The organism is Streptomyces sp. NPDC107471, assembly GCF_055582845.1.
On sequence record NZ_JBVJPC010000009.1, the window covers coordinates 89,293 to 106,053 of the forward strand.

Here is a 16,761-nt window from a genome sequence, read left to right on the forward strand (position 1 = left end):
TCCTGAAGCCCTGGCCGACACGTCCCCCAGGGCGCTCCCACCCCGCGCAGCACCGTAGCCCGGGCCTCCGAGAGGCCCGGGCCACGGTTGTGCCGCCGCACGCGGGGCGGCGTTTCTCAGCCTTGCTGACCGGACGGTTTGCGCAGCGTCGGCCGGGCCGCCGCAAGGCGGGTCCTGACCCCCGCCCACCACTCCGAGACCGCCCAGGCCGCCCGCGCGGTGGAACGCGGGGCGACCAGCGCCCGCACCCGCGTGAGCCGGCTGACCGAACCCCTCAGGCCGCCGATCACCCGGTGGACGTCCTGCGCGAGGCCGGCCGTCAGCCGGGGGCGCGGGGCGTAGAGCACCTGCTCCACGGCGTCCGCCACCCGGTGCACCGAGGCCGCGACCGCCGGGTCGAGATGCCCGAGCCGTACGATCCGCGCGGCCGCCCTGCGCGGGGTCTGCGAGTCGTCCGGCGCGATCCCGAAGTCCCACGCCGTGTCGGTCAGCTCCTGCCAGACCGCCAGGGTGTGCGCGGCGGCGTCCGCGTCACTGCGGCCGTGCCCGCCCAGACGTACCGAACGGGTGCGCAGCCGCCACAGCATCGGCGCCAGCGGGACCGCGAGCACGGCCAGTCCGAGGAGCACCCAGAGCAGCAGCTTCAGGTACCACCAGGAGCCCTGTACGGCCCACCAGGGGCCGCCGCCGTCCTTGGCCGCCGCGGCCGCCGGGGACGCGCTGTCGCACGCCTCCAGCTTCCGCAACTGGGGCGCGCAGCTCTCGCTCGCGGAGGGCGAGGCGGACGGCGCCGTGGACGACCCCGCGGAGGGCCGCGCCACACCGGGGTCCACACTGCCGCCGGCGTCCGGGATGGTGTACGAGGGGACCGTGCCCCGGGTCGGGGTGGGCTCGAAGCGGGTCCATCCCACCCCCTCGAAGTACAGCTCGGGCCAGGCGTGGGCGTCCTTGAGCCCCACCGACACCGAGCCGTCCGCCTGCGGGGTGCCCGGCGCGAAGCCCACCGCGACCCGGGCCGGGATGCCCAGGGAGCGGGCCATCGCCGCCATGGCGAAGGAGAAGTGGACGCAGAAGCCCTGCTTGTCCCGCAGGAAGTTGGCGATGGCGTTGGGCCCGTCACCGACCTCCACCTGGGTGTCGTACTCGAAGCCGCCGTTGATCGCGAAGTAGTCCTGGAGGTCGACCGCCTGCTCGTAGGGGTTCTTCGCGCCCGCGGTGACCTCGCGGGCGGTCTTGGCCACCACCTCCGGCAGCGAGTCGGGCAGGTCGGTGTACTCGCGCTCGATGGCCGGGGGCGCGGCCGGCGCCGCGGCGAGCTGCTCGGCCGTCGGCTGCACGTCCAGGCTCTTCACGTCGTACGTCAGCCCGCGCGTGCTCTGCCCGTGGTCGCCGACGAGCGCCATGCCCTCGGGTTCGTAGCGCCAGTTGCCGCGGACCTGGACGCCACTGGGCGGGTACGGCATGGGCAGATAGCTCTGCTCGTACCAGTTCGCCGCCGAGATGGTCGTCTCGACCTCGGTGCGCCGGACGTCGGCGCCGAGGCCGATCGGGGTCGGGAAGTCCCTCGGCACGGCGCCGATGGACCGCTTGGACGGCTTCCAGGTCCGGCCGTCGAAGTCGTCCAGGGATACGATCCGCAGGTACAGGTCGGCGGTGTCGTTGCTCTGCGTGCGCACGGACAGGACCTGGCGGTCCTCGTCGACGTTCAGGCTGTCGCGCAGCGAGAGCAGCGGGTTCACCGCGGAGATCGTGCCCCCGCTGCCGTTGCCCGCGCCCACGCCCGCTCCGGTGGCGTCCAGGAGGCCGCCGTTCATCGAGGGCAGGCCGGCCGACACCACGAGGGCGATGCCGAGGCTCGCCACCCCGATCCGGCGGCCGGTGCGCACCGGTGCCACGGGCCCGGAGTCGACGCCGGGGGAGCGGGACGCCCCGCCGAAGACGCGGCCCCACTGCGAGAGCCGGTCGCGCCCCTCGGCCAGCAGCAGCATCAGGTAGCCGACGGCCGCGACCAGGAACCAGAACCAGTCGCCGTGGCCCTCCGACAGCCCCGCGGCGACGGAGTACAGCGCGAGCAGCGGCAGACCCGCCGGGGCCGCGCTGCGGAAGGTCACCGCGAGGGTGTCCACCACGAGACCGACGACCAGGACACCGCCGAAGACCATCAGCTTGATGCCCTCGGAGGCCAGGGGCGCCGGGATCGCGTACCGCGCGATGTCGTCGCCGCCCTGCCGGAGCAGGTCCCCGAAGTGCACGACGGCGTCCGGGCCGGGGAACAGCCCGAGGAAGGCCTGGTCGCGGGCGAAGATCAGGGTCAGCATCATCAGCGTGACGAGCGCCTGCGCCGCCACCGTCAGCGGACGGGCCAGCGGGATCCGCCGCGTCGCCGCGCCGACCACCGTCTGCACGCCGAGCAGGAAGGCGGCCTGCACGATCCAGGTGACCGGCTCCACCAGGGGCAGCAGGGCGCACGCGGCCATCAGCGTGGCCGCCCACGCGCACAGCGCCAGTCGTCCCCGGCCGCTCAACACGATGCCTCCCCGGCCGTGCCCACGCCCGTGCGCTCGCGGTCCGCGAGACGCCACAGCGCCTCCAGCGAGGCGCCCCGCGGCACGCCCAGTGCCGTCCAGCCCGCCTCGCGCAGCATCCGCAGCCGCTCCTCGCGCTCCTCCAGGGCACCCGGCACCTCGGAGGGCTCCCGCACCCAGAGTTCGCTGTCGAGGACGAACGCGAGCGCGCCCCCGCTGCGCTGCCGCATCTTGGCCACCACCGTGGCCTGCTCCTCGTCGAGGTCGCCGAAGAAGGCCACCAGCAGCCCTTCGTTCCCGCGGCGCAGCACGTCGTACGCGCGCGACAGGCCCGTGCCGTCGGAGTGGTCGACCACCGCGAGCGTGTCCATCATCAGCCCGGCCGCGTCCGCGGTCCCCTGGCTCGCCCCCGCGAACCCGTCGGCGCCCTCGCCGGGCACGGAGTTGCCGGTGTCCGTCAGCAGCCTCACCGAGAAGCCCCGTTCGAGCATGTGGACCAGGACGGAGGCGGCGCCCGAGACGGCCCACTCGAAGGCCGAGTCCGGGCCCGCGCCCGCGAAGGCGAGGCCCCGGGTGTCCAGGAGCACCGTGCAGCGGGCCCGCTGGGGCTGCTCCTCGCGCCGGACCATCAGCTCGCCGTAGCGGGCGGTGGAGCGCCAGTGGACCCGGCGCAGGTCGTCGCCGTAGCGGTAGCCGCGCGGGATCACGTCGTCCTCGCCGGCCAGGGCCAGCGAGCGCTGCCGTCCGTCGCCGTACCCCTTGGCCTCGCCGCTCAGCCGCACCGGGGGCAGCGCCTCCACGCGCGGGATCACGGTCAGGGTGTCGTACGTCGAGAAGGAGCGGGTCAGCTCGCACATGCCGAACGGGTCGGTCAGGCGGAGCTGGAGGGGGCCCAGCGGGTAGCGGCCGCGCAGGTCGGAGCGGACGCGGTAGGAGACCTCGCGGCGGCCGCCCGGCTCCACGCGGTCGAGCACGAAGCGCGGGCGCGGGCCGAGGACGTAGGGGACCCGGTCCTGGAGCATCAGCAGGCCGGTGGGCAGGCGGGAGACGTTGTCCATCCGCAGATGGACCCGGGCCTCGCTGGCGGCGGGCACGCGCGCGGGTGAGAGCCGGCGGCTGCCCGCGACCCGGTAGCGGGTGCGGTAGAGGACGGTGGCGCAGACCAGGGGCAGTGCGGCCAGCAGCAGGCCGACCCGCAGCAGGTCGGACTGGCCGAGGACGTACGCACAGACGGCCGCGGCGATGCCCGCGGCGAAGAAGGAGCGGCCCCGGGTGGTCAGACCGGCCAGTGCGGTGCGGATTCCGCCCTTGTCGCCGCGGTCGGCCTCGGGGCCGCCGGCCGAGGGCACCCCGCCGGACATCACAGGCTCCGCGGCGGCTGCTGCGGGTACGCGGGCGCGGTGCGGCCGATCCCGAGCCCGCCCTGCTGGGGTGCGGCGGGGACCGGGGTGCGCTGGAGGATCTCCTGCACGACCTGTTCCGCGGTGCGCCGGTTGAGCTGGGCCTGGGCGGTGGGCAGCAGACGGTGGGCGAGGACGGCGACGGCGAGTGCCTGGATGTCGTCCGGCAGGGCGAACTCGCGGCCGCTGAGGGCGGCGGAGGCCTTGGCGGCGCGCAGCAGGTGCAGGGTCGCGCGCGGGGAGGCCCCGAGTCTGAGGTCGGGATGGGTGCGGGTGGCGGAGACCAGGTCGACGGCGTACCGCCGGACCGTTTCGGCGACGTGGACGCCGCGGACGGCCTCGATGAGCTTGACGATGTCGTGCGCGTGGGCCACCGGCTGGAGGTCCTCCAGGGGGCTCACCCCGCCGTGGATGTCGAGCATCTGCAGCTCGGCCTCGGCGCTGGGGTAGCCCACCGACACCCGGGCCATGAAGCGGTCGCGCTGGGCCTCGGGCAGCGGGTAGGTGCCCTCCATCTCGACCGGGTTCTGCGTGGCGACCACCATGAAGGGGCTGGGCAGCTCGTAGGTCTGTCCGTCGATGGTGACCTGGCGCTCCTCCATCGACTCCAGGAGCGCGGACTGGGTCTTCGGCGAGGCGCGGTTGATCTCGTCGCCGATCACGATCTGGGCGAAGATCGCACCTGGCTTGAACTCGAAGTCCCGGCGCTGCTGGTCCCAGATGGACACGCCCGTGATGTCCGAGGGCAGCAGGTCGGGGGTGAACTGGATGCGGCGCACCGAGCAGTCGATGGACCGCGCCAGCGCCTTGGCCAGCATGGTCTTGCCGACACCGGGGACATCCTCGATCAGAAGATGTCCCTCGGCGAGCAGCACGGTCAGTGAAAGCCGAACGACCTCGGGCTTCCCCTCGATCACGCCCTCCACCGAACTGCGTACCCGCTCGACAACGGCGGTCAGATCAGTGAGGCTCGCTCGATCGTCATAGGTGGTCACCCGGCCCTCCTCGGCCCGAAAACTTTCCGGGCCGACGCTCTGTGATGCGTAACCGGCCCACCCCGAATCACGGACACCACGCGCGAAAAGTTCCGCGTGACGCCACACCCGCATTCTTGCTGCCGTTACCGTTTCGTGTCACTCGACTGTGGACAACTGGCTGCACTATGTCGGGCCTTGCGGTGTTTTGGGTACCCCGAGGGCCGAAATCAACAGCGAAACGACAGCTCCGGCGGGCCGTTACGCCGGGTCGATCTCGCGCAGCAGGCCCGTCTTCACGTCGAACACGAAGCCGCGTACGTCGTCGGTGTGCAGCAGGAAGGGCGAGGTGCGCACCCGCTGCATGGACTGGCGTACGTCCTGGTCGACGTCACGGAAGGCCTCCACCGCCCACGCGGGACGCTGGCCGACCTCCATCTCCAGCTCGGTGCGGAAGTCCTCGGTGATCGCCTCCAGACCGCAGCCCGTGTGGTGGATGAGGACGATGCTGCGGGTGCCGAGCTTGCGCTGGCTGATGGTGAGGGAGCGGATCACGTCGTCGGTGACCACGCCGCCCGCGTTGCGGATGGTGTGGCAGTCGCCGAGCTCCAGGCCGAGCGCGGCGTGCAGGTCGAGACGGGCGTCCATGCAGGCCACGACGGCGACGTGCAGGACCGGGCGGGCGTCCATTCCGGGGTCGGTGAACGCGGCGGCGTACCGCTCGTTGGCGTCGACCAGGCGGTCGGTGACACCGCCGTCGCGGGATATGGCGCCTTCGGTGGGTACGGATGCGGAAGTCGTCATAACCATGACGTTACTGGTCACCGGCGTCGCGGTCCTGCGGTGAGAAGGGAAAAAGAGCGTCATCACGCCTTCTGTGTGAGGTACCCCACAAGGGGATCGGGTGCGCCCGAACGGGTGTTTTCCGTCCTTTTCGTGCGTCGGGTCCGCGCCGCTGCGCGACGCGCAGGCCGGTTGATTGACCGCGAGACACCGTGGACTAAAGTGACGCGAAGCGGGAGGCGAGGCCTCCCTGCTGACACTCCCGGAGGCCCCGGCTCGCGCCCGGACGGTCTCAACACGTGCGCGGCGCGTACGTACGGCTCGGCCTCCTCCCGCTCCCGGTCGGCTGACGCTTCCGGCGCCGGCAGGCCTCCCCTTCACCGGGGGTCCTCCCAGCTCGCTGGGACAGGGCGGGGACCCGGCGGTGCGTACGGCCCGCGCCGGACCTGAGAGGGCCCCTTGAGCCAGAGTCGACACGTCCCGGTGATGCTCCAGCGGTGCCTGGACCTGTTGGCCCCCGCCCTGGAGCGGCCCGGATCGGTGGTCGTCGACTGCACGCTCGGTCTCGGCGGCCACAGCGAGGCCCTGCTCCAGCGGTTCCCGGAGGCCCGGCTCGTCGCCCTCGACCGCGACAAGGAGGCCCTGCGCCTGTCCGGCGAGCGGCTCGCGCCCTTCGGTGAGCGCGCCACCCTCGTCCACGCGGTCTACGACGAACTCCCGGACGTCCTCGACCGGCTCGGCATCGCGCGCGTGCAGGGCGTCCTCTTCGACCTCGGTGTCTCCTCCATGCAGCTCGACGAGGCCGACCGCGGCTTCGCCTACGCCCAGGACGCCCCGCTCGACATGCGCATGGACCAGACGACCGGCATCAGCGCCGCCGAGGTCCTCAACACCTATCCGCCGGGCGAGCTCGTCCGCATCCTGCGGGCGTACGGCGAGGAGAAGCAGGCCAAGAGGATCGTGGCCGCGATCGTGCGGGAGCGCGAGAAGGAGCCGTTCACCAACAGCGCGCGGCTCGTCGAGCTGATCCGGGACTCGCTGCCGCAAGCCGCCAAGCGCACCGGCGGCAACCCGGCCAAGCGCACCTTCCAGGCGCTGCGCATCGAGGTCAACGGCGAGCTCTCCGTGCTTGAGCGGGCGATCCCGGCCGCGGTGGAGGCGCTCGCGGTGGGCGGCCGGATCGCCGTGCTGTCGTACCACTCGCTGGAGGACCGGCTGGTCAAGCAGGTCTTCGCGGCCGGTGCCGCCAACACCGCCCCGCCCGGGCTGCCCGTCGTCCCCGAGCAGTACCAGCCCCGGCTCAAGCTGCTCACGCGCGGTGCCGAACTTCCCACCGAGGAAGAGATCGCCGAGAACCGGCGGGCCGCACCGGCGCGTTGCAGGGGCGCCGAGCGAATCAGGGAGTCCATCGAATGATGCGTGAGGCGCGTGAGCCGCGTCAGTGGGTTGGGGAACCGGACTCACTGGAGGGTGTGTGAGCAGGAAACCCGAACTGAGGGGGAGGGCGGCTCGTCTCGCACGTCTCCTCCCCGGCACCGCGAGCCCCGGACAGGCGGCCCGCACCCCCTTCGTACTCCTCGTGGTCCTCCTGCTCGGCGGCGGCCTCATCGGGCTGCTGGTGCTGAACTCCGCGGTGAGCGAGGGGTCCTTCAAGCTCAGCGACCTCCAGAAGGACACCAAGAGCCTGACCGACGAGCAGCAGGCCCTGCAACGCGACATCGACGCCTACTCCGCGCCCGACGCCCTGGTGCGCCGCGCCCGGGAACTCGGCATGGTCCCCGGCGGCGACCCGGCCTTCCTCGACCCCGACGGCACCGTCAAGGGCGTCCCCTCTCCCGCCGGGGACGCCGAACCGCTGTCCTACCGGATGCCGCTCGTCCTCGCGCCCGAGGCGTTCGACAGCACGGCCGTCGCGACGCCGGCGCCGACGGCGACGGCCGGCACCACCCCGGCCGAGGACGCCGTACCGACCCCCGAGACCGTCGAACAGGTTCCCGGGGCCGTCCCCTCGGACGTCCCGCTCCCCACGACCACGACCCCCGGCAGGTGACGGAAGTGTCCGACGACTTCGGCAGGCAGCCGCCGCGCCGCCGCGTGCCGGGCCCCGCGCGCCCCGAGCGCTCCGGCCGCCCCGTCGGCCGACCGCGCCCGGGCCCCGGCGCCCGCCCGGCCCGCCGCCCGTCGGCGCCCCGCCAGGCGGCCCCCAAGACCATCCGCCTGGGCAGCCCCCGCCCCCGGCTGCGCCTGGTCGGCGTCGCGCTGACGCTGGTGCTGGCCGCCTTCGTCGTACGACTGCTCCAGGTGCAGGCCGTCGACGCGAGCACGTACGCGGCCAAGGCCGAGCAGAACCGGTACGTCGGCTACACGCTGGCCGCCGAGCGCGGCGGGATCACCGACCGCGACGGCGTGGCCCTCGCGACCAGCGAGGACGCGTACGACATCACGGCCGACCCGACCCTGTTCACCCGCGAGCAGCTCAAGATCGACGACGGTCCCGAGCAGGCCGCCGCGCTGCTCGCCCCGATCCTGGGGCAGGAGCAGGAGACGCTCGTCAAGAAGCTGCGGCCCAAGGACCGGAAGCTCCGCTACGTCCTGCTCGCCAACCGGCAGACCCCGCAGGTCTGGAAGCAGATCAAGGACCTGAAGTCCGCGCTCGCCACCAAGAGCGAGACCGACCCGGGCACGGCCAACGTCCTCGCGGGCGTGCTGTCCGTGCCGACGACCAAGCGCGTGTACCCGAACGGCGAGCTCGCCGCCGGGATACTGGGCTGGGTCAACGCCGACGGCAAGGGCGGCGGCGGTGTCGAGCAGCAGCTCAACTCCCTGCTGGCCGGCAAGGACGGCAAGGTCCGCTACGCCCAGTCCGGCGGCCGCCAGGTGCCCACCGTGGGCTCCACCGAGACCCCCGCGGTGCCCGGCAGCGACGTCGAGCTCACCATCGACCGCGACATCCAGTGGGCCGCCCAGCAGGCCATCACCGACCAGGTGAAGGAGTCCAAGGCGGACCGCGGGTACGTGATAGTGCAGGACACCCGGACCGGCCAGGTCCTCGCCATGGCCAACTCGCCGGGCTTCGACCCGAACGACCTGTCGAAGGCGAGCTCGGTGAACATGGGCAACGCGGCCCTCCAGGACGCCTACGAGCCCGGTTCCACCGCCAAGGTCATGTCGATGGCCGCCGTGCTGGAACAGGGCGTGGCGACCCCGCTGACGCATGTGATCGTCCCCAACCGGCTGCACCGCGGCGACCGGCTCTTCAAGGACGACATCGACCACGAGACCTGGTACCTCACGCTCAACGGCGTGCTCGCCAAGTCCAGCAACATCGGCACCATCCTGGCCACCGGCCAGCTCGGCAAGACCCAGGCGCAGTCCAACCAGGTCCTCTACTCCTACCTGCGCAAGTTCGGCCTCGGCCGGTACTCCGGGCTCGACTTCCCCGGCGAGACCCCGGGCATCCTCGCCAAGCCCGCGGACTGGTCGACCTCGCAGCAGTACACGATTCCTTTCGGCCAGGGCGTGTCCCTCAACGCCATGCAGGCCGCGTCCGTCTACTCGACGATCGCCAACGGCGGCGTCCGGGTCGAACCCACGCTCGTCCGCGGCACCAAGGGGCCCGACGGACGCTTCACGCCCGCCGCGAAGCCCAAGCAGACACGGGTCATCAGCGCCAGGACGGCCAAGACGCTGGCCCAGATGCTGGAGTCGGTGGTGGACGACGAGGAGGGCACCGGCACCAAGGCGCGCATCCCGGGCTACCGGGTCGCGGGCAAGACGGGCACGGCCAACCGTGTGGATCCGGCCACCGGCAAGTACAAGGGCTACACGTCGTCGTTCGCCGGGTTCGCGCCCGCCGACAAGCCCCGGATCACCGTCTACTGCGCCATCCAGAACGCCACCAGCGGCAGCTACTTCGGCGGCCAGATCTGCGGACCCGTCTACAAGCAGGTCATGGAGTTCGCCCTGAAGACCCTCCAGGTCCCGCCCACGGGAGCGAAGGCCGCGAAGCTGCCCGTGACCTACACGCCCTGACCGACGGGGGTGCCGGCCTCGTCGGCGCCCCAGCACACCGTCAGCAGCTCAGCAGCACACCTCAGCACCTCGGAAAGGCCACCAGGAACCACCTCGTGACGACGATCACCTCCGATTCCGGGAACCAGGGCGGCCGCCGCCCCTCACTTCGCTCCGAGGCGGGTGCGCCCGGTACGCTCACCGCCGTGCCACACGCTGATCAGTCCCAAACCACCCAGAAGGGCGCACCCGTGACCTATCCGGGACCGCCCCGGCCGGTCCGGGTCTCCGCCACACCCCTCGCGGAGCTCGCCGATCAACTGGGTGCCGCCGCGCCGGAGCCCCCGAAGGACACGGTCGAGATCACGGGCATCACCCATGACTCGCGCGCCGTCCGCCCCGGCGACCTGTACGCCGCCCTGCCCGGAGCCCGTCTGCACGGCGCCGACTTCGTCACCCAGGCCCTCGGCCTCGGCGCGGCCGCGGTGCTGACCGACCCGACGGGAGCCGAGCGCGCCGCCGGGACCGGGCTCCCGGTGCTGGTCGTCGAGGACCCCCGGGCGCGCATGGGCGAACTGGCCGCCACGATCTACGGCCACCCCGGTGAGGACCTGCTCCAGATCGGGATCACCGGCACCTCCGGCAAGACCACCACCGCCTACCTCGTCGAGGGTGGTCTGAAGGCGGTCAGGTCCACCGGTCTGATCGGCACCGTCGAGATGCGCATCGGCGACGAGCGCATCAAGTCCGAGCGCACCACGCCCGAAGCCACCGACCTCCAGGCCCTGTTCGCGGTCATGCGCGAGCGCGGTGTCGAGGCGGTCGCCATGGAGGTCTCCAGCCACGCGCTGGTCCTCGGCCGGGTCGACGGCTGCGTCTTCGACATCGGCGTCTTCACCAACCTCAGCCCGGAGCACATGGAGTTCCACTCCGACATGGAGGACTACTTCCAGGCCAAGGCTCAGCTCTTCACGCCGAGACGCAGCCGTCTCGGCGTCGTCAACCTCGACGACGAGTACGGCCGCCGGCTCGTCAAGGAGGCCACGGTCCCGGTCGTCACCTACTCGGCCGAGGGCCACCCCGACGCCGACTGGCGTGCCGCGGACGTCGAAGTCGGCCCCATGGACTCGACGTTCACCGTGATCGGCCCCAAGGGCGAGCGGATCGGCGCCCGGTCGCCGCTCGCGGGCCCCTTCAACGTGGCGAACTCCCTCGCTGCGATCGTCGCCCTGGCCGCGGCCGGCCTGGACCCGCAGACCGCCGCCGACGGCGTCGCCGCCGTCCCGGGGGTGCCGGGCCGCCTGGAGCGCGTGGACGCCGGGCAGCCCTATCTCGCGGTCGTGGACTACGCCCACAAGACCGACGCGGTCGAGTCGGTGCTCAAGGCGCTCCGCAAGGTCACCGAGGGCCGGGTGCACGTGGTGCTCGGCTGCGGCGGCGACCGCGACACGACCAAGCGCGGGCCCATGGGCGCGGCCGCGGCCCGCCTGGCCGACACCGCCGTACTGACCTCCGACAACCCCCGCTCCGAGGACCCGCTCGCGATCCTCGCAACCATGCTCGAGGGCGCGGCGTCCGTACCAGCACACGAACGCGGCGAGGTCCAGGTCTTCGAGGACCGGGCCGCCGCGATCGCCGCAGCCGTCGCCCGCGCGCAGCCCGGTGACACCGTGCTCGTCGCGGGCAAGGGCCACGAGCAGGGCCAGGACATCGCCGGGGTGGTCCGTCCCTTCGACGACCGCCAGGTGCTTCGAGAAGCCATCCAGAAGACCCAGGGATGAACTTGTGATCGCCCTCTCTCTCGCCGAGATCGCCTCAGTCGTCGGCGGGCAGACCCACGACATACCGGATCCGTCGGCGCAGGTGCACGGGCCCGTCGTCATCGACTCCCGGCAGGTGGCGGACGGCAGTCTGTTCGCCGCCTTCGTGGGGGAGCGCGTCGACGGCCACGACTACGCCGAACAGGCCGTCCGGGCGGGCGCGGTGGCCGTGCTGGCCCAGCACCCCGTCGGCGTGCCCGCGATCGTCGTCGAGGACGTCCAGACGGCCCTCGGCGCCCTCGCGCGCCATGTCGTACGACGGCTCGGCGCGACCCTCGTCGCCCTCACCGGCTCGGCCGGCAAGACCAGCACCAAGGACCTGATCGCGCAGGTGCTGCGGAGCAAGGCCCCGACGGTGTTCACGCCCGGCTCGCTCAACAACGAGATCGGGCTGCCGCTGACCGCGCTCACCGCCACCGAGGAGACGAGGTTCCTCGTCCTGGAGATGGGCGCCCGCGGGATCGGCCACATCCGCTACCTCACGGATCTGACGCCCCCGAAGATCGGTCTCGTCCTGAACGTCGGCAGCGCCCACATCGGCGAGTTCGGCGGCCGCGAGCAGATCGCGCAGGCCAAGGGCGAACTCGTGGAGGCCCTGCCGGAGGACGGCACCGCGGTGCTCAACGCCGACGATCCGCTCGTACGGGCCATGGCGTCCCGTACGAAGGCGAAGGTGCTCCTTTTCGGAGAGTCCGACGAAGCGGACGTTCGCGCCGAGAACGTGCGACTCACGGACACCGGACAGCCCGCCTTCAGCCTTCGCACACCCTCCGGTGCAAGCGAAGTGACCATGCGCCTGTACGGTGAGCACCACGTGTCGAACGCGCTCGCCGCGGCCGCCGTCGCCCATGAGCTGGGCATGTCCGCAACCGAGATCGCCACCGCGCTCTCCGAGGCGGGCTCCCTCTCCCGCTGGCGTATGGAGGTCACCGAGCGCCCGGACGGCGTGACCATCGTCAACGACGCCTACAACGCGAACCCCGAGTCCATGCGAGCGGCCTTGCGCGCACTCGCAGCGATGGGCAAAGCCTCACAGGCAAAGGGGGGCCGGACCTGGGCGGTGCTCGGCAAGATGGCCGAGCTCGGGGACGAGGCGCTCGCCGAGCACGACGCGGTCGGACGGCTCGCCGTCCGGCTCAATGTCGGCAAGCTCGTCGCGGTCGGGGGCAGGGAAGCGTCCTGGCTGCAACTGGGCGCATATAACGAGGGTTCGTGGGGTGAGGAGTCGGTGCACGTGTCCGACGCACAGGCGGCGGTCGACCTGCTGCGCAGTGAGTTGCGCCCGGGAGACGTCGTCCTCGTGAAGGCGTCGCGGTCGGTCGGCCTGGAGAGCGTCGCCCAGGCGCTGCTCGACGCCGAGGGCGAGGTTGCCGCCCGATGATGAAGCAGATCCTGTTCTCAGGAGTCATCGGCCTGTTTCTGACCCTGGTCGGCACCCCGCTGCTGATCAAGCTGCTCGCGCGCAAGGGTTACGGCCAGTACATCCGGGACGACGGCCCGCGCGAGCACGCCAGCAAGCGCGGTACGCCGACGATGGGCGGTATCGCCTTCATCCTGGCGACCGTCGTCGCCTACTTCCTGTCCAAGGTCATCACCGGCTACCCGCCCACCTACTCGGGCCTGCTGGTGCTCGGCCTGATGTGCGGCATGGGCCTGGTCGGTTTCCTCGACGACTACATCAAGATCGTCAAGCGGCGTTCGCTGGGCCTGCGGGCCAAGGCGAAGATGGCCGGCCAGCTCATCGTCGGCATCAGCTTCGCGGTCCTCGCGCTGATGTTCCCGGACGTCCGCGGCAACACCCCGGCCTCCACCAAGCTGTCGTTCATCACGGACTTCGGCTGGAAGATCGGCCCGATCCTGTTCGTGGTCTGGGCGCTGTTCATGATCCTCGCGATGTCGAACGGCGTGAACCTCACCGACGGTCTGGACGGCCTCGCCACCGGCGCCTCGGTCCTCGTCTTCGGCGCCTACACCTTCATCGGCGTCTGGCAGTTCCAGGAGTCCTGCGCCAACTCGGGCACCCTGACCAACCCGAACGCCTGCTACGAGGTGCGCGATCCGCTCGACCTCGCGGTGATCGCGTCCGCGCTGATGGGTGCCTGCCTCGGCTTCCTGTGGTGGAACACCTCGCCGGCCAAGATCTTCATGGGCGACACCGGTTCGCTCGCCCTCGGCGGTGTCCTCACCGGTCTCGCGATCCTGTCGCGCACCGAACTCCTGGTCGCCATCATGGGCGGTCTGTTCGTCCTCATCACCATGTCGGTGGTCATCCAGGTCGGCTCCTTCCGGCTCACCGGGAAGCGCGTCTTCCGGATGGCCCCGCTCCAGCACCACTTCGAACTCAAGGGCTGGTCCGAAGTCCTCGTCGTGGTCCGTTTCTGGATCATCCAGGGCATCTGTGTGATCGTCGGCCTGGGTCTCTTCTACGCGGGATGGGCAGCAGAAAAGTGACCTCCTCGGAGCACCTCGACTGGCAGGGCAAGCACGTCACCGTCGCCGGGCTCGGTGTCTCCGGCATCCCGGCGGCGAAGGCGCTGCACGCGCGCGGGGCGCACGTCACGGTCGTCAACGACGGCGACGACGCACGCGCGCGTGAGCAGGCCGCCGAACTGGAGGCGCTCGGCATCACCGTGCGCCTCGGCGACGGCGCGACCCTGCCCGAGGGCACCGAACTCGTCGTCACCGCGCCGGGCTGGAAGCCGGACAAGCCGCTCTTCACGGCGGCCCGTGCGGCCGGTCTGGAGATCTGGGGCGACGTGGAGCTCGCCTGGCGGCTGCGCGGCCCCGACGCGGCCCCCTGGCTCGCGATCACCGGCACCAACGGCAAGACGACCACCACCCAGATGCTGGCGTCGATCCTGAAGGCCGCGGGGCTGCGCACGGCCGCCGTCGGCAACATCGGCGTCTCCCTGCTGGACGCGGTCCTCGGCGACGAGCAGTACGACGTCCTGGCCGTGGAGTTGTCGAGCTACCAGCTCCACTGGGCGCCCTCGCTGCGCGCCCACTCCGCGGCCGTGCTCAACCTGGCCCCCGACCATCTCGACTGGCACGGCTCCATGGAGGCGTACGCCGCCGACAAGGGCCGCGTCTACGAGGGCAATCGGGTCGCCTGCGTCTACAACGTCGCCGACAAGGCCACCGAGGACCTGGTGCGCGAGGCGGACGTCGAGGAGGGCTGCCGGGCCGTCGGCTTCACCCTCGGCACCCCGGGGCCGTCCCAACTCGGCGTCGTCGAGGGCATCCTGGTCGACCGGGCCTTCGTGGCGGACCGGCACAAGAACGCCCAGGAGCTCGCCGAGGTCACCGACGTCGACCCGCCCGCCCCGCACAACATCGCCAACGCCCTTGCCGCGGCGGCCCTCGCCCGGGCCTTCGGGGTGCCCGCCAGGGCCGTACGGGACGGGCTGCGGGACTTCACCCCGGACGCCCACCGCATCTCGCACGTGGCCGACGTGGACTCGGTGGCCTACGTCGACGACTCCAAGGCCACCAACACCCATGCGGCGGAAGCCTCGTTGGCGGCCTACGAGTCGATCGTGTGGATCGCGGGCGGCCTCGCCAAGGGCGCGACCTTCGACGAGCTGGTCGCCAAGTCGGCGAAGCGGCTGCGCGGGGTCGTGCTCATCGGCCAGGACCGCGCCCTGATCCGTGAAGCCCTCGCGCGACACGCCCCGGAAGTACCCGTGGTGGACCTCGACCGGACCGACACTGGGGCGATGCTCGCGGCTGTCCAGGAGGCCTCACGCCTCGCCGTCGCAGGTGACACGGTGCTGCTGGCCCCGGCCTGTGCCTCGATGGACATGTTCGCCAACTACAACAAGCGCGGTGACGCGTTCGCGGAGGCGGTTCGCGAACTCGGCTCCTGACCGACGTAGCGGAGGCGTTGATGCCCAGTAGCCGTACCGGCAGGCCGCCCGTGCAGCGGGCGTCCCGGCGCCCCGCCGCCGCCCGGTCCTCGCCCGAGAACGCCGTACAGCGGCTCTACACGCGTGCGCGGAAGGCCTGGGACCGGCCGCTGACCGCCTACTACCTGATCCTCGGCGGCAGCCTGCTGATCACCGTGCTGGGCCTGGTGATGGTGTACTCGGCCTCCCAGATCACCGCCCTGCAGATGTCGCTGCCGGGATCCTTCTTCTTCCGCAAGCAGTTCCTGGCCGCCGTCATCGGCACCGTCCTGCTGCTGGTGGCCTCCCGGATGCCGGTCAAGCTGCACCGGGCCCTCGCCTACCCGATCCTGGCGGGCGCGGTCTTCCTGATGGCCCTGGTGCAGGTGCCGGGGATAGGGATGTCGGTCAACGGCAACCAGAACTGGATCTCGCTCGGCGGCTCCTTCCAGATCCAGCCCAGCGAGTTCGGCAAGCTCGCCCTGGTGCTGTGGGCGGCCGACCTGCTCGCCCGCAAGCAGGACAAGAAGCTGCTGACCCAGTGGAAGCACATGCTGGTGCCGCTCGTCCCGGTCGCCTTCCTGCTGCTCGGGCTGATCATGCTCGGCGGTGACATGGGCACCGCGATCATCCTGACGGCGATCCTGTTCGGCCTGCTCTGGCTCGCGGGGGCGCCGACCCGGCTGTTCGTCGGGGTGCTGTCGGTCGCCGCGTTCATCGGGTTCGTCCTCATCAAGACCAGCCCCAACCGGATGGCCCGGCTCGCCTGCATCGGCGCCACCGAGCCCAAGGCGGGGGCCGCCGACTGCTGGCAGGCCGTGCACGGCATCTACGCCCTCGCCTCCGGCGGGATCTTCGGCTCCGGGCTCGGCGCGAGTGTGGAAAAATGGGGCCAACTCCCCGAAGCCCACACCGACTTCATCTTCGCCGTCACCGGTGAGGAACTGGGCCTCGCGGGGACGCTGTCGGTACTCGCTCTCTTCGCGGCTCTAGGCTATGCGGGTATCCGCGTGGCCGGACGCACGGAGGACCCCTTCGTGAGGTATGCCGCGGGAGGCGTGACCACCTGGATCACCGCTCAGGCAGTGATCAACATCGGTGCGGTGCTCGGTCTGCTGCCGATCGCCGGCGTCCCGCTCCCGCTGTTCTCCTACGGAGGGTCCGCCCTGCTGCCGACCATGTTCGCCATCGGGTTGCTGATCGCGTTCGCGCGTGACGATCCCGCTGCGCGGGCGGCGCTTTCGATGCGGCAACCCCGCTTTGGTAGAAAGCGGGCGGGAGGCGCCGTGCCGGCACGGGGGCCTCGGAGATGGAACACGATGCGACGGCGTGCCCGAACGGCGCGTTCGTCCGGAGAGCGGTGA

Annotated in this window: 12 protein-coding genes; 8 read left to right on the plus strand and 4 right to left on the minus strand. The window is 71.7% G+C overall.

The window, feature by feature from the left end; translation table 11 throughout:
- Window positions 1-116: 116 nt before the first annotated feature.
- The 4 genes from ACZ66S_RS28570 to ACZ66S_RS28585 all read right to left on the minus strand — a co-directional run bounded on the left by ACZ66S_RS28570 (window position 117) and on the right by ACZ66S_RS28585 (window position 5,703).
- Window positions 117-2,525 carry a transglutaminase TgpA family protein gene (locus ACZ66S_RS28570; protein WP_469904728.1) on the minus strand — a complete coding sequence of 803 codons (2,409 nt, stop codon included), beginning with the start codon at window positions 2,523-2,525 and terminating at the stop codon, window positions 117-119.
- On the minus strand, window positions 2,522-3,886 hold the full coding sequence (locus ACZ66S_RS28575) for a DUF58 domain-containing protein (RefSeq protein WP_469904414.1): 1,365 nt from the start codon (window positions 3,884-3,886) through the stop codon (window positions 2,522-2,524). The genes ACZ66S_RS28570 and ACZ66S_RS28575 overlap by 4 nt, the downstream gene beginning before the upstream one ends.
- Window positions 3,886-4,920: an AAA family ATPase gene (locus ACZ66S_RS28580; protein WP_469904415.1), complete on the minus strand. Its 1,035-nt coding sequence runs from the start codon at window positions 4,918-4,920 to the stop codon at window positions 3,886-3,888. Before ACZ66S_RS28580 ends, ACZ66S_RS28575 begins: the two co-directional genes overlap by 1 nt.
- Before the next feature lie 240 nt (window positions 4,921-5,160).
- A complete protein-coding gene (locus ACZ66S_RS28585) occupies window positions 5,161-5,703 on the minus strand; it encodes a beta-class carbonic anhydrase (protein ID WP_469904416.1) in 543 nt (180 codons plus the stop codon).
- A 438-nt stretch (window positions 5,704-6,141) separates the two neighbouring features.
- Here ACZ66S_RS28585 and rsmH point away from each other — a divergent pair, with 438 nt between their 5' ends.
- From rsmH to ftsW, 8 genes are all read left to right on the plus strand, one after another.
- Window positions 6,142-7,098, plus strand: a complete 957-nt coding sequence (rsmH, locus tag ACZ66S_RS28590; protein ID WP_469904417.1) for a 16S rRNA (cytosine(1402)-N(4))-methyltransferase RsmH — start codon at window positions 6,142-6,144, stop codon at window positions 7,096-7,098.
- 58 nt (window positions 7,099-7,156) lie between these two features.
- A complete protein-coding gene (gene ftsL, locus ACZ66S_RS28595) occupies window positions 7,157-7,732 on the plus strand; it encodes a cell division protein FtsL (RefSeq protein ID WP_469904418.1) in 576 nt (191 codons plus the stop codon).
- Window positions 7,733-7,737: 5 nt separating this feature from the next.
- Complete coding sequence (locus ACZ66S_RS28600) at window positions 7,738-9,714, plus strand: peptidoglycan D,D-transpeptidase FtsI family protein (RefSeq protein ID WP_469904419.1); 1,977 nt, start codon at window positions 7,738-7,740, stop codon at window positions 9,712-9,714.
- 230 nt (window positions 9,715-9,944) lie between these two features.
- Window positions 9,945-11,474: a UDP-N-acetylmuramoyl-L-alanyl-D-glutamate--2,6-diaminopimelate ligase gene (locus tag ACZ66S_RS28605; RefSeq protein WP_469904729.1), complete on the plus strand. Its 1,530-nt coding sequence runs from the start codon at window positions 9,945-9,947 to the stop codon at window positions 11,472-11,474.
- A gap of 4 nt (window positions 11,475-11,478) precedes the next feature.
- Window positions 11,479-12,894, plus strand: a complete 1,416-nt coding sequence (locus ACZ66S_RS28610) for a UDP-N-acetylmuramoyl-tripeptide--D-alanyl-D-alanine ligase (RefSeq protein WP_469904420.1) — start codon at window positions 11,479-11,481, stop codon at window positions 12,892-12,894.
- Window positions 12,891-13,964 (plus strand): phospho-N-acetylmuramoyl-pentapeptide-transferase, encoded by a 1,074-nt coding sequence (gene mraY / locus ACZ66S_RS28615; protein WP_469904421.1) that lies wholly within the window; start codon window positions 12,891-12,893, stop codon window positions 13,962-13,964. Before ACZ66S_RS28610 ends, mraY begins: the two co-directional genes overlap by 4 nt.
- Window positions 13,946-15,379 carry a UDP-N-acetylmuramoyl-L-alanine--D-glutamate ligase gene (murD, locus tag ACZ66S_RS28620; protein WP_469904422.1) on the plus strand — a complete coding sequence of 478 codons (1,434 nt, stop codon included), beginning with the start codon at window positions 13,946-13,948 and terminating at the stop codon, window positions 15,377-15,379. Before mraY ends, murD begins: the two co-directional genes overlap by 19 nt.
- Window positions 15,380-15,399: 20 nt before the next feature.
- Entirely contained in the window at window positions 15,400-16,761 is a 1,362-nt protein-coding gene (ftsW, locus tag ACZ66S_RS28625; protein WP_469904423.1) for a putative lipid II flippase FtsW, read from the plus strand.